Source organism: Halomonas sp. TG39a, from assembly GCF_000744395.1.
GTDB classification, from domain to species: domain Bacteria; phylum Pseudomonadota; class Gammaproteobacteria; order Pseudomonadales; family Halomonadaceae; genus Vreelandella; species Vreelandella ventosae_B.
Genome location: NZ_JQLV01000001.1, coordinates 2,956,302 through 2,980,889 on the forward strand (window position 1 = coordinate 2,956,302; position 24,588 = coordinate 2,980,889).

Annotated in this window: 22 protein-coding genes; 8 read left to right on the forward strand and 14 right to left on the reverse strand. The window is 55.8% G+C overall.

Annotated elements, in window-relative coordinates:
- Window positions 1–46 precede the first annotated feature (46 nt).
- The 4 genes from U738_RS13220 to U738_RS13235 form a co-directional block, all read right to left on the reverse strand.
- Window positions 47–1,084, reverse strand: coding sequence for a putative 2-aminoethylphosphonate ABC transporter substrate-binding protein (locus U738_RS13220; RefSeq protein ID WP_035581281.1), 1,038 nt, complete (start codon window positions 1,082–1,084; stop codon window positions 47–49).
- 116 nt (window positions 1,085–1,200) lie between these two features.
- Window positions 1,201–1,911, reverse strand: a complete 711-nt coding sequence (locus tag U738_RS13225) for a UTRA domain-containing protein (RefSeq protein ID WP_050712999.1) — start codon at window positions 1,909–1,911, stop codon at window positions 1,201–1,203.
- Window positions 1,904–2,629 (reverse strand): HAD family hydrolase, encoded by a 726-nt coding sequence (locus tag U738_RS13230; protein ID WP_035581285.1) that lies wholly within the window; start codon window positions 2,627–2,629, stop codon window positions 1,904–1,906. Before U738_RS13230 ends, U738_RS13225 begins: the two co-directional genes overlap by 8 nt.
- Before the next feature lie 79 nt (window positions 2,630–2,708).
- Window positions 2,709–5,384, reverse strand: coding sequence for a bifunctional diguanylate cyclase/phosphodiesterase (locus U738_RS13235; protein WP_035581288.1), 2,676 nt, complete (start codon window positions 5,382–5,384; stop codon window positions 2,709–2,711).
- A gap of 196 nt (window positions 5,385–5,580) precedes the next feature.
- Here U738_RS13235 and U738_RS13240 point away from each other — a divergent pair, with 196 nt between their 5' ends.
- The gene (locus tag U738_RS13240) at window positions 5,581–6,699 is read left to right on the forward strand and encodes an HDOD domain-containing protein (protein WP_235208646.1); all 1,119 of its coding nucleotides are present in this window, start codon (window positions 5,581–5,583) and stop codon (window positions 6,697–6,699) included.
- A gap of 89 nt (window positions 6,700–6,788) precedes the next feature.
- On the opposite strand, the gene U738_RS13245 is transcribed toward U738_RS13240, so the two are convergent.
- The 4 genes from U738_RS13245 to U738_RS13260 form a co-directional block, all read right to left on the reverse strand.
- On the reverse strand, window positions 6,789–8,093 hold the full coding sequence (locus U738_RS13245) for a TRAP transporter large permease (RefSeq protein WP_035581294.1): 1,305 nt from the start codon (window positions 8,091–8,093) through the stop codon (window positions 6,789–6,791).
- A gap of 77 nt (window positions 8,094–8,170) precedes the next feature.
- Window positions 8,171–8,752, reverse strand: coding sequence for a TRAP transporter small permease (locus U738_RS13250; protein ID WP_035581296.1), 582 nt, complete (start codon window positions 8,750–8,752; stop codon window positions 8,171–8,173).
- A 156-nt stretch (window positions 8,753–8,908) separates the two neighbouring features.
- Window positions 8,909–9,892, reverse strand: coding sequence for a TRAP transporter substrate-binding protein (locus U738_RS13255; RefSeq protein WP_035581299.1), 984 nt, complete (start codon window positions 9,890–9,892; stop codon window positions 8,909–8,911).
- A 56-nt stretch (window positions 9,893–9,948) separates the two neighbouring features.
- Window positions 9,949–10,929: a LysR family transcriptional regulator gene (locus U738_RS13260; protein WP_035581304.1), complete on the reverse strand. Its 981-nt coding sequence runs from the start codon at window positions 10,927–10,929 to the stop codon at window positions 9,949–9,951.
- Between the two features lie 347 nt (window positions 10,930–11,276).
- Between U738_RS13260 and U738_RS13265 the strand changes: the two genes are divergently transcribed.
- The 3 genes from U738_RS13265 to U738_RS13275 are packed head-to-tail and all read left to right on the forward strand — an operon-like array spanning window position 11,277 to window position 13,689.
- Window positions 11,277–12,029 carry a 5-oxoprolinase subunit PxpA gene (locus tag U738_RS13265; protein WP_035581307.1) on the forward strand — a complete coding sequence of 251 codons (753 nt, stop codon included), beginning with the start codon at window positions 11,277–11,279 and terminating at the stop codon, window positions 12,027–12,029.
- 8 nt (window positions 12,030–12,037) lie between these two features.
- Window positions 12,038–12,742, forward strand: a complete 705-nt coding sequence (pxpB, locus tag U738_RS13270; RefSeq protein WP_035583568.1) for a 5-oxoprolinase subunit PxpB — start codon at window positions 12,038–12,040, stop codon at window positions 12,740–12,742.
- Window positions 12,739–13,689 (forward strand): biotin-dependent carboxyltransferase family protein, encoded by a 951-nt coding sequence (locus U738_RS13275; protein WP_092490807.1) that lies wholly within the window; start codon window positions 12,739–12,741, stop codon window positions 13,687–13,689. The genes pxpB and U738_RS13275 overlap by 4 nt, the downstream gene beginning before the upstream one ends.
- A gap of 53 nt (window positions 13,690–13,742) precedes the next feature.
- On the opposite strand, the gene U738_RS13280 is transcribed toward U738_RS13275, so the two are convergent.
- From U738_RS13280 to U738_RS13300, 5 genes are all read right to left on the reverse strand, one after another.
- Window positions 13,743–14,774: a leucyl aminopeptidase gene (locus tag U738_RS13280; RefSeq protein ID WP_035581310.1), complete on the reverse strand. Its 1,032-nt coding sequence runs from the start codon at window positions 14,772–14,774 to the stop codon at window positions 13,743–13,745.
- A gap of 129 nt (window positions 14,775–14,903) precedes the next feature.
- Window positions 14,904–16,412, reverse strand: coding sequence for a sodium:solute symporter family protein (locus tag U738_RS13285; RefSeq protein WP_022521541.1), 1,509 nt, complete (start codon window positions 16,410–16,412; stop codon window positions 14,904–14,906).
- A complete protein-coding gene (locus tag U738_RS13290) occupies window positions 16,405–16,593 on the reverse strand; it encodes a hypothetical protein (protein ID WP_035581314.1) in 189 nt (62 codons plus the stop codon). Before U738_RS13290 ends, U738_RS13285 begins: the two co-directional genes overlap by 8 nt.
- 21 nt (window positions 16,594–16,614) lie before the next feature.
- On the reverse strand, window positions 16,615–19,623 hold the full coding sequence (locus U738_RS13295; protein WP_235208647.1) for a c-type cytochrome: 3,009 nt from the start codon (window positions 19,621–19,623) through the stop codon (window positions 16,615–16,617).
- Window positions 19,616–20,104 carry a (2Fe-2S)-binding protein gene (locus U738_RS13300; RefSeq protein WP_035581321.1) on the reverse strand — a complete coding sequence of 163 codons (489 nt, stop codon included), beginning with the start codon at window positions 20,102–20,104 and terminating at the stop codon, window positions 19,616–19,618. Before U738_RS13300 ends, U738_RS13295 begins: the two co-directional genes overlap by 8 nt.
- A 464-nt stretch (window positions 20,105–20,568) precedes the next feature.
- Here U738_RS13300 and U738_RS13305 point away from each other — a divergent pair, with 464 nt between their 5' ends.
- From U738_RS13305 to U738_RS13320, 4 genes are read left to right on the forward strand one after another with little or no spacing between them, the layout of a single operon-like run.
- Complete coding sequence (locus U738_RS13305) at window positions 20,569–21,729, forward strand: FAD-dependent monooxygenase (RefSeq protein ID WP_035581328.1); 1,161 nt, start codon at window positions 20,569–20,571, stop codon at window positions 21,727–21,729.
- A complete protein-coding gene (locus U738_RS13310) occupies window positions 21,726–22,544 on the forward strand; it encodes an alpha/beta fold hydrolase (RefSeq protein WP_035581331.1) in 819 nt (272 codons plus the stop codon). The genes U738_RS13305 and U738_RS13310 overlap by 4 nt, the downstream gene beginning before the upstream one ends.
- 15 nt (window positions 22,545–22,559) lie before the next feature.
- Window positions 22,560–23,336, forward strand: a complete 777-nt coding sequence (locus U738_RS13315; RefSeq protein ID WP_009286021.1) for a maleate cis-trans isomerase family protein — start codon at window positions 22,560–22,562, stop codon at window positions 23,334–23,336.
- A gap of 50 nt (window positions 23,337–23,386) precedes the next feature.
- Window positions 23,387–24,052 carry an N-carbamoylsarcosine amidohydrolase gene (locus U738_RS13320; RefSeq protein ID WP_027957174.1) on the forward strand — a complete coding sequence of 222 codons (666 nt, stop codon included), beginning with the start codon at window positions 23,387–23,389 and terminating at the stop codon, window positions 24,050–24,052.
- A gap of 44 nt (window positions 24,053–24,096) precedes the next feature.
- Here U738_RS13320 and U738_RS13325 read toward each other — a convergent pair whose 3' ends face one another.
- Complete coding sequence (locus U738_RS13325) at window positions 24,097–24,576, reverse strand: MarR family winged helix-turn-helix transcriptional regulator (RefSeq protein ID WP_035581334.1); 480 nt, start codon at window positions 24,574–24,576, stop codon at window positions 24,097–24,099.
- Between the last annotated feature and the right edge of the window lie 12 nt (window positions 24,577–24,588).

Genomic DNA, 24,588 nt, shown 5'->3' on the forward strand with positions numbered 1-24,588 from the left:
AACATCTCCATGCCCCGGCACACTGGCCGGGGCAACTGATCGCGGCTTATTGCTCGGTTTTACCATCGTAGCGACGCTGCCACTCGGCCAGCACGCGTTCGCGATTGACGGCAGCCCACTGGAAGTCGGCGTCGATCATGCGATCAGTAATATCGGAGGGGTAGTTTTCAATCGGCTGTGCCACACCTGGGTAGGCAACCACTGCATAGCCTTCGTTATAGAGTTCGTTGGCATCGCGGGAGATTGCCCAATCCATAAGCGTTTGCGCGGCTTCCTGCTTGTCGGTACCAGTCATAATAGCGGCGGCCTCCATATCCCAGCCCAGCCCTTCTTCAGGGAAGATAACTTCAATAGGCGCACCCTGGGACTTCAAGCGCGCACCGCGGAAGGCAAATGACACGCCCACCACGGTTTCACCTGTCGCCGCCAGGCTACAAGGGGCGGAGCCCGAATGGGTGTAACGGGCGATGTTGTTATGCAGCCGATCCATGTAATCCCAGCCCTGATCCTCTTCCCATAGCTGCAGCCAGCTGGCTACATCCAGGTAGCCGGTACCCGACGAGTTGGGGTTAGGCATGATCACATGGCCTTCAAACTCAGGCTGGGTAAGGTCTTCCCAAGAGGTCGGCATCGGCACGCCCTGGCGCTCGCCCTCAATGGTGTTGTAGCAAATAGCAGCGACCCAGGCGTCCATACCCACCCAAGCCGGGTCTTCACCATCACGATAGGCCACATCGACAAATTTGGGGTCGAGATTCTCAACGCCAGCGGGAGCGTAGCGCTCCAGCATGCCCTCCTCTTCCAACACCAGCAGGCTGGTAGCGGCCAGGCCCCAGATCACGTCAGCCTGGGGGTTGTCTTTCTCGGCCAGCAGGCGGGCGGTAATCACGCCGGTGGAGTCGCGCACCCAGTTAATCTCGATATCCGGGTGGGCCGCGTTGAAGCGTTCAGCATATTTTTGCAGGTCGTCCGACTCAACGGCGGTATACACCGTTAATTCGGTTGCTTGGGCGTTGGAAGCAAGCGCAACAGCAGCAGCACCTGCTAACAACGTTGAAGGGAATAAACGGCGTGGCATCATCATGATAGTCTCCCGGCTGATTGGTATAGACCAGAAGTTTGCAGGCGTTAAATGACACTGCGATGACGCTTGTTTGAACGTTTTTTTAACTGGTGATGACCGCGACTAGGTCGTTTCCGCTAGCGCTGACCGGATAGCTCCACGCTGATACACAGCGAATCGTGCAGCCAGTGCTCTTCATCAAACTCAATAGGGCGCTGCTGGTCGTCTAAAATGGCACGGTTAATATTTAACCCGGCAGTGCCGGGTGCAACGAATAGCTCTTCGGCATCCATTGGCGAAAGCGCTTCTGAGACCATGCGAATAGAGCGATTGGCCAGGTAGTGCCCCCAGCGCTCTCGCAACAGCCCCCAAAGCGATTGCCCACTATAGATATCTAGCAACTCTGGGGCACGCTCGGGTACTACCCACAGCGACTCCACCAGCACCGCGCGGTCATCCACGTAGCGGCGGCGGCGAATATGCTGAAACGGCTGGTCATCCGGCAGCCCCAGCGCCCGAGCCGCGGGCGGGTGAGCGCGGCTTTCCAGCTTCAAAACGGCCGTGCGTGGCTGCCGCCCCTGGGCGCGCACATAGTCGTTAAAACCCGCGTCACGGGTGGGGTCGTAAACCAAACGGGCGGGAGAAATAAACCAGCCGCGTCGATTGCTGCGGTGTATCAGACCCTCCCCTTCTAGCTGAGAAAGCGCTTGGCGCAGGGTCACGCGGGTGGTGGCAAAGCGCTCGGCCAATGACCGCTCGGCGGGAAGCTTGCCTTCCCACAGGGCGGCATTTTGATCGATTAATGTGCGAAGCTGTTCGGTTAACTGTAAATAGTAGGCATCAGACATGCGCCGATTTTCCTGGCAGAGCATTAGGCGACGAAGCGCTTGAGGGCGTCCGCCAGTCTAAGCGCCGCCAACCTTCAACGCTAGCCACCTCGGCCAGTACCGGGTCTGGGTTAACTGCCACGGGGCAATCGACATATTGCAGTAACGGTAAATCGTTGCGGGAGTCTGAATAGAAGGTGGTGTGGCAAGCAGTGATCTGCTGTTCGGCCAGCCACTCTTTCAAGCGCAGCACCTTGCCGCCGCGATAGGAAAAAATACCTTCGCTACCGCCGGTATAGCGCGCGTCTTCATTCACTCCGTGCTCCACGCTTAGCTCGACCGCCAGCACATGCTCAATCCCCAGGGTGGTGGCAATCGGCTCGACCAGATGGCGTGACGAGGCAGAAATCAGTAGCAGGGTATCGCCAGCCTGGCGGTGCGCTTCCAGGCAGGCCCAGGCTTGTTCAAAAATACGCGGTTGCAGGTGCGTGGCCACAAAGCGCTCGACCTCTTTTTGCACATCTTTCACCCGGCGTCCGCGCAGCGGTGCCAGGGTCATGGCCAGATACTCTTCAAGTTTCAGCTTGCCCGCGTGATAGGCCAGATGCATCTTTTCGGCACGAGCCATAAAGGCCTCGGCATCGCTGATCCAACCTTGCTCTATCATCCATAAATTCCAGCGGTCGCTGCAGTCTCCGTCCAGGAGGGTGTCGTCAAGATCAAACAGGGCCAGGCGCATGGGGCACTCCTTTCATCGCGGGTTGGCGGCGCGTAGGGTATGCCAAAGGTGATGACAAGACGATGACGATGATAAGGGTTTAAGGGGTCAACCACGCTGCCGCAAACTCATCCGCCGGTAATGGGCGGCCAAACCAGTAGCCTTGCGCTTCATTACAGCCCATGTCGGCAAGCAAATGAGCTTGCTCTTGGGTTTCGACACCTTCTGCCACAGTCTTCATTTCTAACGCCTGCGCCATGGCAATGATGGTTTGCACAATGGTGCGATCATTTTTATTTTCGAGCATTTCACGCACAAACGAGATATCTATTTTCAGCGCGTCGGCGGCGAAGCGCCGCAAATAGGAGAGAGAGGAGTAGCCGGTGCCAAAATCGTCGATGGAGAGCGAGTATCCCGCTTGACGCATGGCGTGGGTAATCTCAACGGCCTGATCTGGGTCGCGCATAAAATCGCTTTCGGTGAGCTCCAGGGCGATCGCGCTCGGCGGAACACCAGCGGTGAGGCGCGCTATGTGGCTATTGAGCTCTGGGTCGGCAAACTGTTGGGCGGAAATATTGATCGATAGCCTGCCTGGCAACCCTCCACCGGGCTGATTTCGCCATGTGATTAACTGCTTGGCAGACTCTTCCAGCACCCAGTCCCCCAGGGCGCGGATAAGGCCGCGCTCTTCGGCCAGGGGAATAAACTCGCCAGGGCTTACCCACCCCCACTCAGCGTCGTACCAGCGGCATAGGGCTTCTGCACCGGTCAACCGGCCATTGGTTAGGTCCACCTGGGGCTGAAAGTTGAGCGCTAACTTGTGTTCAGTGATCGCGGCGCTGAGCCGTTCGCTCATCAGTTGGCGTCGATGCAGCTCATGACGCATAATTTGAGTATAAGGAGAGGTGCTGTTTTCGCGCCGCTTGGCGTGGTGGAGGGCAATACTAGCGGCATTAAATAATTCGCCAGCTTCAGCGACATCTTGCGGGTAATGGGCAAAACCAATGCTGACATCGAGGTGAAAGACGCGACGCTGCAAAGACAGCGGCTGCTTCACCGCTGAGCGTAGCTGCTCGACAAGACCGCCGATATCAACGGGGTCGGCAGCGGCGACTAACAAGGCAAACTCATCCCCGGATAAGCGCGCCAGCGAGCCATGCGCGTGGCTGATCTGCTTTAGACGATCCGCCACCGTCACCAGCAGTTGATCTCCCACCTGGTGGCCGTGCAGGTCATTCACCTCCTTAAAACGGCGGATATCCAATAGCAGCAGCGAAAGACCAAGCTCACTCTGGTGGGCCTCTTTCCACATCTGCGCTAACAGCTCCATAAAACGGACGCGGTTAGGTAAGCCAGTGGTGGTATCGGTATAGGCCAACTGGTGCATATGGCGATGGTCGCGGCGGCGCTCAAGCTCTGCCGCAGCGCCGGTAGAGAGAATTTTCAGCACCGAGGTAGCAAAGGCATTGGTAGTCAACGGCTGACGATAAAACACCATCATCACACCAATCGCTTCGCCGTTGGCGTTATCTAGGCGTCGGCCAATCCATGCCCTTGTTGATAGCAAGGTGCCTGGCAACAGCAGTGGTGGGCCGTCATGCATGACGGCTTCGCCCTCCAGCACCACCTGCTCGCTGGGCGAGCCCCGCAACGCAAAGGCATGTTGTTCGTGTTGAGTCCCCTCTACCACCATACTGACAGTGGTCGCCTGTCCAACGACTTTTTTGTCGCTTTGAGGGGACGTATGGAGTAGCGCAATAAAGCCTGCGTCGGCTTCCAGCACCTTCACCAAGGTCGCAATCAACTGTTGAAAATAGCCGTCGCCCACCTGGGTGGTGACCGTAGAAGCCACTTCAACCACAGCGTTTTGCACCCGCTGTGACTCTTGCTGGTCGGTCACATCAGAGATAAAGCCTTCTAAACAGACGATGTCGCCTGCCTCATCCCTAACGGCTTGGCCCTGCTCCCACATCCAGCGGTAGCCGCCGTCACGATGACGCAGTTGGTAAATCACGCGGTAAGGCTGATTATTGGCAATGGCCAACTGCACCTCGCGATAGAGCTTGTCCTGATCATTAGGATGAATCAGGGCAGCGAAGCTGGTCAGTCGATTATCTTGCAACTCGTCGGGCCGATACCCGGTTAATGCCTCGGCCCCCTGGCTAACCACCTGCATGGTCCAATGACTATCATTTAAACTGCGATAGGCCATGCCCGGCAGGTGATTGAGCAGCGTATTCAGGCGGCGTTCACTTTCCCGTGCGACCTCTTCGCTTTTTCTTAATGCCTGTTCCGCCTTTTGTCGGCCCAGCTCCGCCCCCGCCTGAGCGGCAGCGATCTGCAGTATTTCATTGGCTAACTCGCCCATCTGCATGGGGGAATTTTTGAGCACCGCTAACAGGCCTATCAGCGCGCCATCCGCCGCATAGAGCGCCCGCCCTAAGTAGCTTTCGGCTCCCAACTCACACAGCAGTTTATCGTCAGGAAAGCGTGACTGAACATCACGGGCATAAAGGCAGCACTCGCGCCCCAATGCGGTTTCGCAAGGCGTACCGGTTAGCGGGTAAGTGATATTGCTAAGCAAGTGGCCATTTGACCAGACCGCCAGTGTCTCAGCCTGATGGCGTTGCGTAACATCGGCCACTAGCACATGATCAACGCCGAGTATTGTCGCTAAGCGCTCCACCAGCGTTGCATAAAAACGGGGGCTCCCGCTGTGCCCTACGCCTTCTGCCAACTGACGAAATATCTCGGCCGCATCGTTCTTTGTGTGCATGGTTGCACTCACTTTTTTAATTCTGGAGCAGTTGGAGCACCTGCCACTAACCTCATTAAGTATATATAGCGACCTACAAAGCATAAACCGCTCTTTTCCAACGACAACAACGTCAACACTCGCTGGGTATATGGTAAAATTAGGACATTACCCAATGGTGGCTGGCAGCTACGCTACAAAGTGCACGGGAGATAACGTGACTAGAACATCACAAAAAGATGAAGCGCTATACCTAATGCTTACTGAAGCACTGCCAGCTTTTCTGCTCAGCGACTTCCTAAAGTGCCAACGCTTACCTTCGCTTCCCTCAATCGCATTACGCATACTCAGATTAACGCAATCCTCAACAGCGACTATCAACGATGTTGCCGACACCATTGAGCATGACCTGGCATTAACCGCTCGGTTAATATCGCTCGCGAATAGCGTTCACCATACTCGCTCGGCCAATTTGACACAGACGTGCCTTGAGGCCGTCCAGCGTTTAGGACTCGATGCAACGTTAACGGTGGTATTGAGCTTCAACCTTTTTCAGCACTCCAGTAAAGGGCCGCAGCATACACATATTTGGCAGCGGTCGATTATGTCTGCGTTAATAGCGCGCCAGCTTGCCGAGCAAGCGTGCCCTCAACAGGCAGGTCATGCTTTTACGGCAGCACTGTTGCAGGATATTGGCATATTGGCGCTAAGCGCGACGTACCCTGAACAAGTAGACGAACTCTACATTGATAGCGCTATTCCCCATGCGCACCTGATTGAAGAAGAGCAGCGTTACTTTGGGTGCAACCACACCGTTATTGGGGCTTGGCTAGCCGCTAAATGGGGGCTCCCGGCCACGCTAATCAATACCATCCGCTTTAGTCATGCCCCCTATAAAAGCGATAGGACAAGTGATAGTGAAAGCGATAGTACAAGCGATAGTTTGATGGAAATGTGTGTTCGCATATCCGGCCCCGCGGCGGATGCCTGCCTCTCAAGCACACCAGAAGAGCAACTCGCCGTCCTCCTATACGATTTAAGTACAACAGCCGGCGTGCCCTCTTTCTCATTTGAAAGCGTGCTACAAGAAGTTCAGCCCAAAATGGAGTTGATCGCCAAAACACTGATGTTAGACACCCCCACGGCTATTGACCCCAAAGAACTGCTTGAAAATGCTCAGCAACTCTTGCTAAACCATACGCTGATACTCAATAGCCGTAGAGAAGCGCAAACCAAAGCACTTGCTATGCTACGCAAAGGGTATGGCGCCCCAGGCGAGTTCAACAAAGACATTGCGTTCAAAAAACTCAACACCCAACCCCGCTCTAAGTCCTAAATCTCTGGTCAGAACATGCATGCCATCAAGCGCTCCGACCAGAGCATTTCTGCTTGTTTATCGTTACTACTCTTCCTTTTATCAGCGCCTTACCGCGTCATCGCCTCAGGTAGATAGAGGGCGATTCCAGGAAAGATATGCATTAACGCAATCGCTAGTAGCATGAGCAGGAAAAACGGCAGCGTGGCTTTGGTAATGGTCAGAATATCTTTACCGGTTAGCCCCTGAATCACGAACAGGTTGAAGCCCACCGGCGGGGTGATTTGCGACATTTCGACTACCACAACCAGGTAAATACCAAACCAGATCAGATCGAACCCAGCGGCACTCACCAGCGGCATAATGATCGCGGTCACCAGCAGAATCAGCGAGATACCATCCAGGAAGCACCCCATCACTAACAGCAGCAGCGTTAGTGCAATCAGCAGCATGGTGGGCGACAACCCCATCTCACCAATCGCCGTTGCCAACTTCATGGGCACCTGGGTAAACCCCATGGCCGAGGTCAGAAACGAGGCACCGGCAATAATGAACGCAATCATGCAGGCGGTACGCACGGCAGCAAACAGCGAGCTTTTAAAAATGTCGCGATTAAAATGACCGTTAAAGCGTGCAATCACAATCGACAGCACCACACCGACTGCCGCGGCTTCGGTGGGCGATGCCAACCCGCCATAGATCGAAAAGATAATCCCGCCGATTAACAGCAGAATAGGCACCAGCGACCAGGTATTGCGTAGCTTTTCAGCAAAGCTCATGCCGGATTCATCTTCACCGGTAAGCCCTTCGCGGTTGCCTTTAAGTAGCGCCCACAAAATGAGATAGCTCATAAACATCGCCAGGATCATCAAACCTGGGCCAATACCGGCCATAAACAGTCTGGAAATCGATTGCTCGGTGACCACGCCGTAGACGATCAGCACGATAGAGGGCGGAATCAATAACCCCAAAGTGGATGCGCTGGCCAGGGTGCCAATCGCCATATTGCTATCGTAGCCCCGCCGTTCGAGTTCCGGCAGGGTCATTTTACCTACCGTGGCACAGGTGGCGGCCGAAGAGCCGCACACCGCAGCAAACATGCCGCTGCCAATGATATTGGTATGCAGCAAACGCCCAGGCAGGCGGTTTAACCAGGGCGACAGGCCACGAAACATATTGTCTGCAAGCCCGGAGCGAAACAGAATCTCGCCCATCCAGATAAACATCGGTAGCGCAGTAAGATCCCAACCGTAACTGGCGCCCCAAAAATCTGAGGCTAGGATAGAACCCGGCGAGAATGAGCTGAAGAACTCTAACGCTATCCAGGCAGTGCCGATCAGTGCAAAGGCGATCCACACCCCGCTCCCCAGGAGTACCACGAGGGTGAATATAGTGGCGAGACTTAGTAGCAGCACGAGGATCTCTCCGATTTAGAGGGCAGAGGCGCTATTAACAGAGATGTCGTTACAACAGACGGGGTAAATATCGACATTTAGTGGCCCTCGCTTTCATCTGGGGACTGGTCGTCTTGCAAGCTCGTTGCTTCGCGAAAGCTCGCAGGGTCACGAATGGCAATGCGAACCGCCATAAACAGAGCTTCAGCCAGCGCAAGACACAGCAGCCCTACGCTGGTCGCGAGTACAAGCTGAGGAATCCATAGTGGAATCGACACAAATCCTGAAGACACATCGTTATATTGCAGACTCTCTCTCGCCAAACCAATGAGGCCGTAACTGAGCATCAGACTGATCGCCAGGGCGACAATGAGGCCAAACACTTCAAACCACACACGAATTGCCGGTGGCAGTCGAGTAATTAGTAGCGTCACGCGAATATGGGCGTGATGCACAAAGGTGTAAGCCAACCCCAGGAAGGTCGCTCCCACCAATAGGTAAGAGGCAATTTCCGAAACGCCGGTAATACTTATGCCCAGGCGACTGAGGCCAACCAACACCAGCAGAGCATCTACCAAGCGGAAGGTCACCTGAAGCGCTATTAGCGTACAAATAGCCACCATGCACGCCGCCGCACCCCAAGCCCCCAGGCGATAGAGCTTATCGAATTTAAACGTCATGTTCGCAGCCTCACGAAACACTCAGGAAAAGCACTTGGAAAAAGCACTTAGGAAAAAGCGCGTGTGGAAAGCAGGGGCAGCGCCAAAACCACCGCCCCTACAAACAGGATCACGCCAGAACTTATATAAATAACACTTAGCTAAACAGCACTTAAATTAGCTGCCTTGCTGCTCGCGGTAAGTTTCTAGCGCCTGTTTAGCTTCGTCATCGGCACGAGATTGCCAATCTTCAAAAAGCGTATCACCGGCTGCTTGAAGCGCCGCTGAAATGGCTTCGTTAGGCTCAGAGACTGAAATGCCGTTCTCTTCCAGAACCGCCAAACTGGCATCGTTATCTTCTCGACTCATTTCCCAGCCACGTTTTTCAGCTTCAGCGGCGGCTTCCATCAGTGCTTCCTGGGTCGCTTCATCCAAGCCATCAAAACTGCGTTGGCTGATAAAGACGATATTCTTGGGCAGCCACAGGTTAGCGTCAGTGTAATCAGTCACGTAATCCCACGCCGCCATGGAGTTGCCGGTAGAGCTTGAGGTGATCATGGCATCCACACGCCCGGTGCTAAACGCGGTAGGGATATCAGACTCTTCAGTTTCAGTCGGGCTGCCGCCCAGGTTATCGACAAAACGTTGGGTATTAATATTGGGTGCACGAACGCGCAGGCCTTCGAACTGCTCGGGGTCGGTGAGAGGCTCAGAGGTATAGATACCTTGTGCAGGCCAGGCGACCGCGTAGAGCGGAATCAACCCTTCATAGGCAAACAGTTCGGTGATCATCGGTTTGGTAGCTTCCCACAGCGCATAGGCATCGTCATAGCTACCCGCCACACCTGGCAGCGTATCAACTTCAAATATCGGGTCGTCATTGGAAAGAACCGAGAGGAATACTTCACCTGCATCAATAGTGCCACGACGCACCGACGGCTTAATTTCCCCGTGTGACACCAGCGAACCGCCGCTATGCACGGTAATTGTCAGCTCGCCGTCGGTTGCTTCCGCTACATCTTCAGCGAACTGTTTGTTGTTTTGAGTATGAAAGCTGGCATCCCCGTAAGGCGTTGCCATCGTCCACTCTGCGGCGTGAGCCGACACCGTTAAACCGCAGGCGGTCGCCAGTAGCAGTGAAGTCGTGATTGTCTTGCGCATCGTAAGAACCCTCTTATTTCTATTAATAGTATGGTGCTTCTAATAGTGCGTTGCTTCTAATGCATTGCTTCGGTGGTACCAGAGGAGGCGCAGGTAGCAACCCAGCGCCCAGAGAAAAGTGTTGTTGTCATATCGGCACGCCGCGCCTGAGCGTAGCGGCAGGCACACTGCTGGGCCAAGCGGGCAACTCCCCGGCAAAAGCGCGGATGATTAGCGTTACGCCATATCGCATCATAGTGCATGGCCGGTAATGGCACTGGCAGCTCAAGGCGATAAAGCTCCCCCCGCTGCCACTCATCCAGCACAGTGGCAACTGGCAGCGCGCCGATCCCTAATCCTTCTGTGGTCATGCGCACAATCGTCATCAAGGTACTAACGCTATGAATACGCGGGCTGGCCACGCCCTGCTCTGCCAGGTAATTCACCATCTCTGCATAAGGACGCGCCTGCTTACCAAACGAAATGAATGGCAGTTGCTTACCCCAGGTATCGGCACTTTCACTTAGCAGCTTGGCGTGCCGGGGAGAGACAAACATGCCCATTTCATAGGGGCTCAGTGACTCGTACTCGATCTGCTTCTGCGGCGAATAGCCATTCATCGCCAGCACAATATCCAGCTCATTGCCTAGTAGCCGCTCATTCAGCACTGGCGAATAATCAACCGTCAATTCTATGGTGAGACGCGGGTACCGCTCGGTGAGCCTGCGCATAAAGTCGGGAAACCAGCTATGGGCAATGGTTTCAATCGTGCCGAGCCGAAGTGGTGCAGAAAAAGCCTCTTCGCTATCGAATAGCTTCATTGCCTCATCGCGTTGGTGCAACATCCGCTCAGCGTGGACAAAGAACTCACGCCCGCGCATGGTCGGCTGGATAGGCCGAGCAGACCGTTCTAACAGCAATTCTCCCACCGTGGATTCAAGGCGTGAAATACGCTCAGATACAGAAGGCTGGGTAAGGTGCAGGCGGGTCGCCGCCTTACGGAAGGAGCCAAGCCTTACCGCCCATACAAACGCCTCAAGTTCCTTAAAATCGAGCATAGTGACTCGCCTACCCATGACCTTCTTAAGTGGAAAAAACACCATTGCGCTGTTACATCGTTACTGCCGAGGGCTATCACACACAGCTACCATGTCACTATGCAACTTTGAGACCACTCCCGACAGAGAAATGCGACCAACGTTATTATCACGCCACGCCTATACTGTGATAAGCGTATCGCCTCTCACCGTCAACCATTTTTCAATAAATAACAATACGATAGGAGCGACCGATAGTTAGTATCGACAAAAACGATTGGCACTGAGCAAACCGTATTCATATATTGGTGTTGGCTTAGCGTTTTGCTTCAGCCAAGTGAAAGCACTAATAACTAACAGGAGTCGCTATGGCCATCCCCCTGCTTAATTGCGATATGGGCGAAAGTTTCGGTAACTGGCGTCTCGGGTTGGACGCCGACGCGATGCCTTTCGTCGATTGCGCCAATATCGCCTGCGGCTTCCACGCCTCCGACCCCCACGTGATGCGCCGCACCGTCAAGCTAGCGGTTCAAAATGGCGTACGCATTGGCGCTCACCCCGGTTACCCGGATTTGATGGGGTTTGGGCGGCGCTCCATGGCCTGCTCGCCGGAAGAAGCGGAAGATATGGTGCTCTACCAAGTGGGGGCTTTGGCGGGCATCTGCCAAGCCGAAGGCACCCAACTGAGCTATATCAAACCGCACGGTGCGCTGTACAACGACATGGCTGCCAACCCGGCGCTGCTCGAAGGCGTCATGCGCGCGGTACGTGCGTATGACGCCAGCCTGCCGTTAATGATTATGTCCACCGCGGACCCCGAACCACATCGCGAGCTGGCCGCCAAAATGGGCATTACCCTCTGGTTCGAAACCTTTGCCGACCGTGCTTATGACGGTAACGGCCACTTGGCCTCACGACGGCTGCCTAACGCTGTGCACCACGACCAGAACACCATCGTCAATCAAGCCATCAAGCTGGCCAAAGGCGAGCCGCTCACCGCACTCGACGGCACAACGCTGCATTTACCCTGCGATACGCTCTGCGTTCATGGCGACAACCCCGAGTCAGTGGCCGCCGTACGCGCTATTCGCGAGGCCTTTCAGGCGCTGGAGCAGGCGTGAAATCCAATATTGAAATGCGCATTGAAACCGCCGCCATGGATGCCCTGATGGTGCGCCTGTTCGACGCCATCGACGAAACCAATATGGCCTGGGTAATCGCCGCCGATCAGGCGCTGCGTAATGCCTTTGGAAGCATGTTAATTGACCTGGTGCCCTCTTACACCACGCTGCTGCTGCATTACGACTGCCAGCAGTTAACCCATAGCGAGGCGATTCAACTTATTCACAAGGCGCTTTCTGGTCTTACCCCTGTGGATACTCAAGCCGGTGAGCTGCACGATATCCCGGTGTGGTACGACGAAAGCGTGGGCCCCGAGTTACCACTGGTCGCCAAACGCGCTGGTTTGAGCGTCGACGAGCTTATTGAGCAGCACTGCAACCACGATTACTGCGTGTTTGCGTTGGGGTTTGCCCCCGGTTACGGCTTTATGGGCTTGGTAGACGAATCTCTCGCTACGCCGCGCTTGAAAACGCCGCGCCGCAAAGTCGCCGCAGGTAGCGTGGGCATTGCTGATCGCCAAACCGCGATTTATCCGCTGCTTTCGCCGGGCGGCTGGAATATTCTGGGTCGCACCAACGTGCCGCTATTCGAGCATGCCAAACGTGGCGATCCACTGTTTCGCCCCGGCGACAAGGTGCGCTTTAGAGCGATCTCCCGGGAAGAGTTTGAAGCAGATGGTGGCGATACCACGCCCATGGAGGAGCGCCCATGAACCACATCGCCATGAATGAAGCACACAAGGGGCTGGTGGTTAAGCAAGCGGGACCACTAACGCTGATTCAAGATGCCGGACGATTTGGCGTCGGCCACTTAGGCGTTACTCAGGGCGGCGCTGCCGACTGGATCTCTTTTCGCTGGGCTAACTGGCTGCTGGGCAACGCTTTAAACAGCGCTGCGCTGGAAATCGTCATGGGCGGCGGCTTGAGCTTTGAAACCGAACGCGAAGTGCGTCTGGCGTTGACCGGCGCCGATCTAGACGCCCAGTTGGATGGCAAACCGCTTGCACCCAATACCAATTTCAAGCTACTGCCGGGCCAGCGCCTGGTGTTTCGCCAGCCGCGCCACGGCCTGCGCGCCTATCTCGCTTTTCCCGGTGGGCTAAATGCGCCTGAGGTGCTGGGCAGCCGTGCCTGCACCGTCCGTGAGCAACTGGGTGGCCTGGATGAAGATGGTAAACCCCTAAAAGTCGGTGATCGTTTAACCTGGAAAGGCGCCGCTACAGCGGTGCGCCGCATCCCTGACAGCCAGGGCCCGCGCATGCCTGCGTCTGGCTGTCGGTTACCCATCGTACTCGGTTCGCAAATCGCCTCGTTTAGCGGCCGTGCGCTGTTCCAAGCGTTCAACCAACCCTGGACAGTGGACAATCGCGCCGACCGTATGGGCGTTCGCCTCACCGGCCCTGCCCTACACGGCTCACTGACGGGGATTATTTCTGAAGGCATTCCGCTGGGAGCAGTGCAGGTTCCACCGGATGGTCAGCCTATAGTGCTGATGAATGACCGCCAAACCATTGGCGGCTACCCACGCCTAGGCGCTCTCACCCCCATCGCCTGCGCTACGCTGGCCCAGTGTTTGCCCGGCACCCAGGTTTGGTTAACCCCTGTCAGCGCCAGCCAAGCGCAAGATAATTACCGACATCAGCGAACGGTTTGGCGCTAAATTAAAAAAGCCCCGAACCAGGGGCTTTATAAGTATCTCTTGTCTCAAGCGCATTAGCCTCTAGCCATCTGCAGCTCTTTAACGACGATATCGCCATCAATGACGATGGGCTCATCGTCCAGGAAGAGCGAGCAGTTGCGCATGGGAATATCCAGATGGCAGGCAGTATCGTTAGACCCGCCCAGCTCGCTGTTCGGGCCGGTGGAGAACATCACGTTGCCATAGAAGCTGCGTGGTTCCATCCCCATGCCACCCGGGAACTCTCCCGGCACCATGCGGTGCCATTTGGCATTAGGGTTCATGCCCCAGCCTACGTGGCTCATGCCCATGCCGCGCGGGTCGTTAAAGCTATCCATATAGGATTTCACTAGCTCCGCATCGAGCCCACCACGTATATCGGTAATCCAGCCCTTCTCAATGGTGTAGGTAATAGGCTCTCGAACATACATGTTTTGGGGAAGCAGAATATCGCCCGGCGCCACCACAATGGTGCCATCAACGCCATCGTCATCACCGCCGGTGAACACAAAGCCAGAGGGCCAGTGATCCCAACGCCCCGGTTCGTCGGTACAGGCATATTCAGCAACCGTCTCATAAGTATTCAGTTGGTAGGTGACATCCGTGCCGTGGGGCGAGGTGATGCGCATCACTTTGGCTTTTTCCAGCAGCGCGGCGGCCAGTTCGACCTTTTCCCTTAGCTCCTTGGTGGGCAACATTCTGGCCAGCAGTTCTGGCGGTTCAACCGCCGTCAATATGCGCGTGCCCGCGGCTTGGATCGCCATTTGTTCGGGAGAGAACAGCAGGAAAATACAATCGATCAACATGTCGCAGTTTTTAAGCGCTTCCACCGCATCGGGCATGCTAGCAAGCCCCGTTGCTCCCACGGCCCAGCCACCGGTAGGTAACGGCGCGGGTAACCGCATGTGGTACATATTGGCACCTAAACGCTGCCCCGCCGCCATAAAGGCATCCGCATAATCAAGGCGTTCGCTGCCCTGGGTCAGTACGACGAGTTTTTCGCCTTCATGTACGCCGGACATTTTTAGCTGATGGAGGCAAATTTCGGCAAAGCTTGCGTGATCCATAAAGTCTCCTAACTCCCCAGGCGAAAGCACAGCTATAGCGTACTGGGAAGTGTTAGCTGAGAGCGCTCGTGCTCGCCTTTGGGCACACCAAGCGCTCTATGGTGTTATCGGTTCAAAGCTGAACGTCAATTAGGCAGCCGCCTCTTTCGTCGCTTGATCGGTGGTAGTACTGCGCTTTTTGCTCAGCTCTTCAGAGATAGCCGCAAAGAAAGCATCCGTGGTGGCTTGATGAGGCTTGGTGGCTAAACTAACGCCAACAAACAGCACACTCGCGACCACAATGCCCCAAACGCCAGCGGGCAGGCCCAGCAGTGAATTGCCAGTGGCATACATCAGCAGTACAAAGGCGCTGGTACCCACCACGCTTACCAGTGCACCGACGCCAGTACCGCGCTTCCAATAGAAGGCACCGATAAGGGCGGGCACCATGGCAACCAGCCCCGAAGAGGCCGCCACCGACAGCACCGCAATAAGGTCAAGCTGCAGCTCGGCAAAGGCCAGCGCCATCAGTGCAATCACCGGCACCACGAACTTGCCCACCAGCAGTTGGCGCTTTTCACTGACGTTCGGTTTAACGTTCGCATAGACGTCGCGGGAAACCATGGACGCCAGGGTCAACATGATCGAATCGATAGTAGAGACCGCGGCCGCCATGATGCCGATCATCACGATCACCCCTAATACTGGCGGAACAAACTCCGAGGCCAGCAGCGTGGGCGTGGCTAAATCTGCACTTGCAAGACTTGGGAAAGCAGCTAAGGCAGAGAAACCCCACAGTACGGAGACCATGGTGTAGATAAAACCAAACACCAGAAAGCCAATCAGCATGTGGCGCATGGAGCGCAGCGAGGAGGGCATAAACAGGCGTTGACTGACCTGTGGGTTGGAGATACTAAAGAAGAACCAGGGAATGGTGAGCCCCAGGAAAGTGACAAAGCTGAACAGGCCAGGGCCAGGCACAGTGAGTGACTGCGGATGTTCCGTTGCCAGCGTATCGAATAGTGCGCCGAAACCACCCAAGCCCTGGATCACCAGGAAGGCCACCAGGGTTGAGGCAACAATCATCATGATGGCCTGGAGCGAGTCGGTCCACATCACCGAACGAATCCCCGCGATATAGGAGAAGAAGATGGCGATCACCGTGGCCAGCACCACCCCGGTAGTAAAGGTAATCGCGCCATCAGTAATCCCCTGCAACAGGTAACCGACACCCGCGAGCTGAACGGCCGAGTAGGGAATCAGGAAGATACAACTGGCAATCGAGACAGCCATGGCCACATGTTTGCTGTTGTAGCGGTGGCCCAGCATCTCGCTGGGCGTCACATAGCCGAACTTCTTGCCGACTGCCCAGAATTTGGGACCGAAAACAGCCACCAGAGAGACACCGGCGAAATAGATGATTTCAAAACCGAGCGCGCCAACACCGCCGGCATAGGTAAGACCTGCCAAGCCCACCATCATAAATGCGCTATACGTCGTGGCACTGTAACTCAGCGCCGAGACAAAGCCGTTCATTTGTCGGTTACCCAGGAAGTATCCCGACATACTTTCGGAAGGACCTTGGCGAGACATAATCGCAATGCCAATAGCGATCAATAAGTAGATGGCAATGGACCACCAGATGAGTGACTCAGTCATTGCTGTGCTCCTCAAAATCTTTAGTGATAAACACATTCAGCGCAATGATGACCAGCCCTGCCAACATCCAGAACAGGAAGCTGCCGTACCAAAACGCGACCCCGCTCAAGAGGGTGTAAGGCACCAAGTAGCTCAGCAGGACGACTGCCCATACTAGCCATATCCATTTACTGCGTTTCATAATCCACCTCGTTTTATTACGTCAGGGAGTAGAGTGAGTGTTGTTGTGGTGAGGCTGGCGTATATCTGCGATACGTTGTTTTACTTTTTGCCAAGGCGCTTTCTCTGGGGCAAAACGCGCTCGGAGATAGGTCGTCAAATCAGCGACCTGGGTATTACTAAAGCTGTCGGCAAAGCCTGGCATGCTACCAATACCGGGAACGTGTTCGGCGTGGACACCCCCCAAAATTGACTGAATAACGTTATCGGGATGATCGCTGTGTAAATTGGTATTCAGCGCCAGATTAGTGCCCGCCCTCGAAAAGGTAGGAACGCCAGAATCGACATGGCACGCCGCACAGGCGCCCTCGAAGAGCCGCTCCCCTGCCTCCATTTCTGTTGAGCTAACAGCTGCACTGGTCACGCGCTGCGTAGCGTCTGCCACGGCCGCATCGCTATTACTTGTGGGCGCCTGCATCTGGGCGGCCACATAGTGGGCAATAGCCCGCACATCGTATTCAGGCAGCTCAGCCAGCCCCGCTACCACCGGGGCCATAGGGCCAGAGGCAACGCCGTGAAGCTCAGATTCACCGTGGCGCAGATAGTCGTAAAGCGATGTTTCACTCCACGGGATGGGCGCACGCGACAGCGTATTAAGCGGTGGTGCTTCCCAAGCATCTACAAAGGCACCGGCAAAGTACGCCTCGCCGCTTTTCTCAGCGCCCATGGCATTGCGGGGACTATGGCAAGCGCTGCAGTGGCCTAACCCTTCGGCAAGGTAGGCTCCCCGGTTATACAGTTCGCTCTGCATGGGGTCTGGCTGGAACGGCTTGGGATCGTGATAAAGCGCGTTCCAGCCCGCCATTAAGGCGCGCACACTGAAGGGGAAAGAGAGTTCATTCGATGGCTTTTCAGCGGCGACGGCTGGCTGGGCCATTAAGTAGGCGTAAAGCGCCTGTAAATCGGCATCACTGGTCTTGGCAAATGCCGTATAGGGGAACGCGGGATAAAGGTGGCTGCCATCGCGGCTAATGCCGTGGCGCATGGCGCGCTCAAAGGCTGCGTAAGACCACTGACCAATCCCCGTCGCCTCATCCGGCGTAATGTTCGTGCTGTAGAGCGTCCCGAAAGGTGTCTCAAACCCACGCCCACCTGCATTGGTCACGCCACCTTCTGTGGTATGACACGCCGCGCAGTCGCCTGCAGCCGCAACGAGTCGCCCGCGCTCAATGGTCTCGGCGGAGTAGAGGTTGGCGGCTGGCCGAGAGACAGGCGCAATGGCCCCTTTCCACGGCCATGCCATGGCCGCAGTGCCCGCAATGGTGGTGAACGCTGCGGCGGCTAACCAGCGCCGTTTCGTTGACCGCGGCGGTTTCAATTTAGATGGGCGCCCTGCCTCCTCGGTGGACGAAGCTTCGAGTGCCTGGCGCACACGCTTGGCGGTAAACGGTGGTTGGCGAAAACGCAGGCCAGTGGCATCAAAAAGCGCATTGGCTATTACCGCAACACCCGGCGATAGCTCCGCCCCGGTTAATACGTCTTCACCAACGGTTTGATTAACACCTCCCTCAACAGGGCTCGGCGAAGAAGCGGTGGTTGGTAATCCTGCTGAATATTCACTTTTAGTCAGCGCACGACTGCCGTCACCCCACTCGTCGAAACTGGGCGCTTGCCCCAAAAGGGGGCGCGCCTCGCCCAATACCCGGGCCTGTAGCGTTTGCTGAAGGCGATCAGTATCCACATCTGGGCCAGCGTCCTGCCCTACCACCAAACGGGTAAGCTGGACATCGCCGGTAACACGATTAACCTCCACATCGGCAATCCAGGCAGAGCGCACTCCCGATTCTACGCGCTGATTCCGATCGGGCAGTTGAGAGTAGGCAAAGCCCCGCCCGCGCATTAGATCCTGAGGTAAAGAGTTTGCTGATGGATTGGCTGCCCTTTGCCACTCGGCCCGTTTAGCAACGGACTCAATCAGCTCAATACCACGCGCATCGTCAAGGTGGCGAAGTCGCAGCGCGACAGGGTCTTGGTCACTCTCGCGGGCAACCTCATCTAAAAAAGATTCCCGAGCGAATGTCTGCTGTATACCCATCAAGGTGGAATTGGTGGAGAGCGAGTCTGGCTGGGAGCGTGCGGCAAGGTATTGGTCGCGAAATACATAGGGCGAGAACGGCGTTGTGTCTTGCTCGCCGGCGGTGGCCTCAGCGCTAGACGTTGTTATCGCGGCCCTACCACTTAACAACAACCCTACGGCAGCCACCTCACCAGTGAGATTGGCCTGCTGATAGTGATAACGGGCTATCTCACCACTACTGGCAATATCCGCGTTTAGGCTAATTCGCTGCGCTTGGCCCAATGCCTGAACATCCTTGGCGTAGCGGGCATCGAGCCAAACGGCTACCGGGCCGCCCACCGCCCGCGACATCAACGCCGCGTCCACGGCGGCATCGTCACCGCAATGGCGACCCAGCCCTGAGGCCTGATTTGATGCGTGTTTACCATCGGCGCTATAAAGCTCAATCTGGCTAATATTCAGCGCGGTTAACCGGCTTAGATCCTGTTTAAGCGCCGCTGGGGTGACGGTTTGCCCCCACACACTCAATTGTTGGTCGCCACAATCGGCAATTACCCAGCTGGGGTGACTGCCCCAGCGCATGCGACTCGGCCAGCCATACCCATGGTTCGAATGCATGTATGACTGGCTAGGCACAAGAGGTGAATCAGAGGGCGCTTGATCGCTTTCAGGCGCTTTTTCGGGCGTCTGGTGAACGGCCTGCCACTCAACCTTCAGTTGTTTAGCGGCATCGGTCGCCAAGGCCAAACTATCGGCAACCACCCCCACAAAATTCCCTTCCACCACGACTTCAATAGATCCAGATAGTGAGGCAATGCGGCTGCTATCGACGCCCACTAAGCGATCACTCTCAAAACGCTCGCCATTCCACCGGTAGTAAGGTGGACGCACGACGAAACCAAAACGTGCCTGCGCTAGCAGCGCGGGGATGCCGGCCTGTTTTTGCTGGCCATGGAGCATCGACCCTTCACTCATGAGAAGCCTCCTGCAACGCGGCCGCGTTAATGACCACGGCACGCTCCGCTGCCTGGAGAATTTCAACATGGGTGCCACATCGGCAGAGGTTATGCTCTAAAGCGGTGCGAATCTGCTGCGCAGAGGGTTGGGTATTATGATTTAGCAGTGCACGAACAGTGATGATCATACCGTTCAAACAGTAGCCACACTGGGCTGCCTGAGCATCGATAAAGGCTTGTTGTACAGGGTCAAGCTCACCGCCCTGGGAAAGACCATCAAGAGTGGTGACCTCATGACCAACGGCAGCAGACACGGGCAGCACGCAGGTGCGTGCTGCCATGCCATCAATCAATACACTGCATGCCCCGCACTCACCCAAACCACAGCCATACTTGGGCCCATTGAGCGCCAGGTCGTTACGCAACACATTGAGCAATGGTGTCTGCGGCGGCACGGCCAGCTCATGTTCTTGCCCATTGATAGTTAGCTTTAGCGTCATAGGGGATCATCATCGTTATTGTTAAGCCCGCACTCTTGCTCTGGATAGGGCTTGGATATGACTTAGATGTTACTAATAAATACTGCCTGCCAAACACGCTTCGTAGCACCTTAAACCCGCCTATTTTCATCTACCTTTCACATGCGGCCAATCGACTTGCACCAGCTAAGTGCAGAGCCAATACCCATCGAGCATTAAAGGTGCGTACGCTATAAAAATAAGCCTAATAAACGTATAGCACTCTATGGATGCGTTTTTCAAGTTTTTGCATAAAACCAAAAAAACGACTATTAATCCATTAAATTCATATATTTATTTAAAAATACCACCCTGTTTTCGTTAAAAAATAATTTCGAAACTAATTCTTGACCAAAAAATAAATGGTGTATACGTTGTTTTATAGAGATTCACGAACGCATTTAGAAACGAGTGATAGGCGAATAAAACAGCGAGGAAACCAGTATATGAACAACAAACCCACCATCGCCGTTATTGGCGCGGGCCTTGGCGGCGCCGCTGCAGGCGCGCTGCTGCAGCAAGCGGGTTACCCCACCAAGGTGTACGAACAGGCACCAGCGTTTGCACGCCTTGGGGCAGGCATTCACCTTGGCCCCAACGTGATGAAAGTGATGCGCCGGATCGGCATTGAGGAGAAGCTCAATGCCATGGGCTCACACCCCGATTACTGGTTTAGCCGCAACGGTATGACCGGCGAGTATCAGTCTCGCATCCCGCTAGGCGAGTTTGCTCGCGAAAACTATGGGGCGGCCTACATCACCGTACACCGTGGTGATCTGCACGAATTGATGGTCAGCACGCTCGACCAGAACAACCTCTATTTCGATAAGCGTCTGGTCGATGTCGACGACAGCGGCGGCAAGGTCGTCATGACCTTCGCTGACGGCTCGACGGAAGAGGCTGACCTGGTGATCGGCGCAGACGGTGTCAATTCTCGGCTGCGCGAGAAGCTGCTGGGCCCAGAGGCTCCGATCTATAGCGGCTGGGTCGCTCACCGGGCAATTATCTCTGCCGAAAAACTCAAGGCATACGACCTGGATTTCGAAGCCTGCGTGAAGTGGTGGTCGGAAGACCGGCACATGATGGTGTACTTCGTGACCGGCGACGAGAAGGAGTATTACTACGTGACCGGCGTGCCTGAACCCGATTGGAACCACGGCACTTCCTTCGTCGACAGCTCACGGGAAGAGATGCGCAAAGCATTCGAGGGTTACCACCCCACCGTACAAGCGCTGATTGACTGCACTGAAACCGTCACCAAATGGCCCTTGCTGGAGCGCAACCCACTGCCACTGTGGCATGAAAACCGGCTAGTGCTGCTGGGCGATGCCTGCCATCCGATGAAGCCCCACATGGCCCAGGGCGCTGCCATGGCCATCGAGGATGCCGCCATGCTGGTACGCTGCCTGGAGGAAGTGGGCGCCGAGAACTACCAGCAGGCATTCGAACTTTACCGCACCAACCGTTTTGAACGCGCCTCGCGGGTCCAGCAGGTTTCCCACGACAATACCTGGTTACGGGAAGACGAAGATCCGGCCTGGGTATTCGCCTATGACCCCTTTGAAGTACCGCTGAAGCAACCAACCAATCAAGGGAGCCCAGCATGAACAGCACCTATCTCTATGGCGCCAACGTGCACGCCAATGGTATTCGTCAGCACTACCTGCGCTTCAGTGACAGCGCCGAGACCTCGCGCCAGCCGCTGGTCCTGATACCAGGCATTACCAGCCCGGCCATCACTTGGCGTTTTGTGGCCGAGCGGCTCGGTCAGCACTTCGACACTTATGTGCTGGATGTCCGTGGACGCGGCTTGTCGTCTACCGGGCCCGAGCTCGATTATGCCACCGACACTTGTGCCGACGATGTGATCGCCTTTATCGATGTGCTAGGTCTAAGCAATGTCATTCTGGCGGGCCACTCCATGGGTGCGCGCTTTGCGCTACGCGCCATGAGTCGCGGCGCCAAGGGCATCGACAAACTGGTACTTATCGACCCACCGGTTTCAGGGCCAGGACGCCGTGAGTACCCCAGCAAGCTGCCCTGGTACGTGGATTCGATTCGCGACTGCACACGTGGTGCCGATATCGAGACCATGCGCCACTACTGCCCCACCTGGAGCGACGAGCAACTGCGATTACGCGCCGAGTGGTTACACACTTGCTTTGAGCCAGCCATCGTTCAGGCGTTTGAAGAGTTCCACAGCGTCGATATCCACCAGGATTTCCCCGCTATCAAAGTGCCCACGCTGCTGATGTGTGCAGGCAAAGGCGGTGTTATCCAGGATGAAGATCGCGCCGAAATACGCGCCCTTCTACCGACGGTTCGTATTTCTACCGCGGAACAAGCGGGTCACATGATTCCCTGGGATGACTTCGACGGTTTTTTTGCCGCGTTTGAAGACTTCCTGGGCAGCGAGCTCTAAGAGAGGCCAAATACCATGACCAGCAACTATATAAAGAACGAGATCAAAAGCTACCGTATCGGCCAGATCGTCCCCAGCTCCAATATCACCATGGAGACCGAAATACCCGCCATGCTTACGGCGCGGCAGTTAATCCGCCCGGAACGCTTTACCTTTCACTCCAGCCGCATGCGCATGAAGAACGTCAGCAAGGACGAACTGGCTGCCATGGATGCAGAGTCGGATCGCTGCGCCCTGGAGCTTTCTGATGCAGCGGTGGATGTGATGGGGTATGCCTGCCTGGTTGCCATTATGGCGATGGGGCCCGGCTACCACCGAGAGTCGCAAAAGCGTCTGCGCAGCCGCACCGAAGAGAACGGCTGCGACACGCCGGTGGTCACCAGCGCCGGTGCTCTGGTTGATGCCCTGGGTGTGATGAAAGCCAAGCGCGTGGTGGTAGTGGCCCCCTACATGAAGCCGCTGACCGAAATGGTGGTCGACTACATCCGTCAGGAAGGCATTGACGTGCTCGACTACCGGGCGCTTGAGATCCCCAATAACCTGGATGTCGCTCGCCACGATCCCGCCAATCTCCCCGAAATCGTCGCCAGTCTCGATTTAAGTAACGTGGACGCCATCGTCTTGTCAGCCTGTGTGCAAATGCCATCGCTGCCGGCCGTCGCCAAGGTCGAAGCCCTGACCGGCAAGCCGGTGGTTACCGCAGCTATCGCCACCACCTATGCCATGCTCAAGGCACTCGACCTGGAGCCCATCGTACCGGGCGCAGGCGCCCTCTTGTCAGGGGCTTACTAACGAGATCAGGTACTTATTGACGATATAGAGTGCTGATTAAGGAGACGACCATGTCGCCACACACGACTGATAACAGCGATGGCGTTAGCGATAACACTGCCACGGACAACTACCGAGGCGTGTGGGATGGGCGCATCGGTTTTGGCAAAAGGCCCGCGCTGCTGGTGGTTGATTTTATGCAAGGCTACACCACACCAGGTTCGCCGCTATTTGCCCAGGGCGTGGTGGATGCGGTGGCCAATATGCCGCCGCTACTCAATACCGCACGGCGCACTGGCACGCCTGTTATCCACACCAACATCCTTTATCACGCCCCGGATCAAATCGATGGCGGCATTTGGGTCAAGAAGGCGCCGGTCATGCGGGCGATGGTGGCGGGCAACCCTTACGCCGAGTTCTGCTCCGAGGTGGCACCCCGTGAAGATGAGCTGGTAATGACCAAGCAGTATGCCAGCGCGTTCTTTGGCACCTCGCTCGCCTCCACGCTGGTCGCCATGGGTATCGATACGCTGATCATCACCGGCTGCTCCACCAGCGGCTGCATTCGCGCCACCGCCGTTGACGGCGTACAGCACGGCTTTCGGGTGATGGTGGTACGTGATTGCGTGGGCGATCGCCACCCCGCGCCCCATGAAGCCAACCTGTTTGATATCGATAGCAAATATGGCGATGTGATTGGACTGGATGAAACACTGGGATACTTAATGAAGCGTTAGGAGTATCCGAAAACGCAGGTGAAGCGGACGTCTCTGTTGAGTCATCAGTCCGCGTTCATTTTTTCCAGCAGATGCATTAAGGCAACCCGCTCTGCCGGGTTGAGATTTTTCATGGTCTGATCGCTAATTTGCTTGGCACTGGGAACCATAGCCTCGACTAATGTCTCCCCGGCCTCAGTGATCACGACCATGACTTTACGTTGATCATTGGGGTCGGTGGTTAGCGAGATCCACCCCCGCGCTTTAAGACGTTTAATGACGCCACGGATAGTGGCGGGATCAATCGCCGTGGCGTTGACGATATCGGTTAACGAGCTGGGGCCGCGCTCCATCACCGTGCACAGCGTTACAAATTGAATGGCCGTGAGCTGTTTATCGCTGCTGTAGCGCTGAAAAATAGCCGTATGCCGCTGGTAGGCTTTACGCAGTAGATGCCCTACTTGCTCAGAAAAATCATACCCCTGCTCTGAAGGCGTGGGGTGCTCACCGGAAGACGAGTGTTTGAGCGCACTATCCGTTGTCATTCCATATCCTTA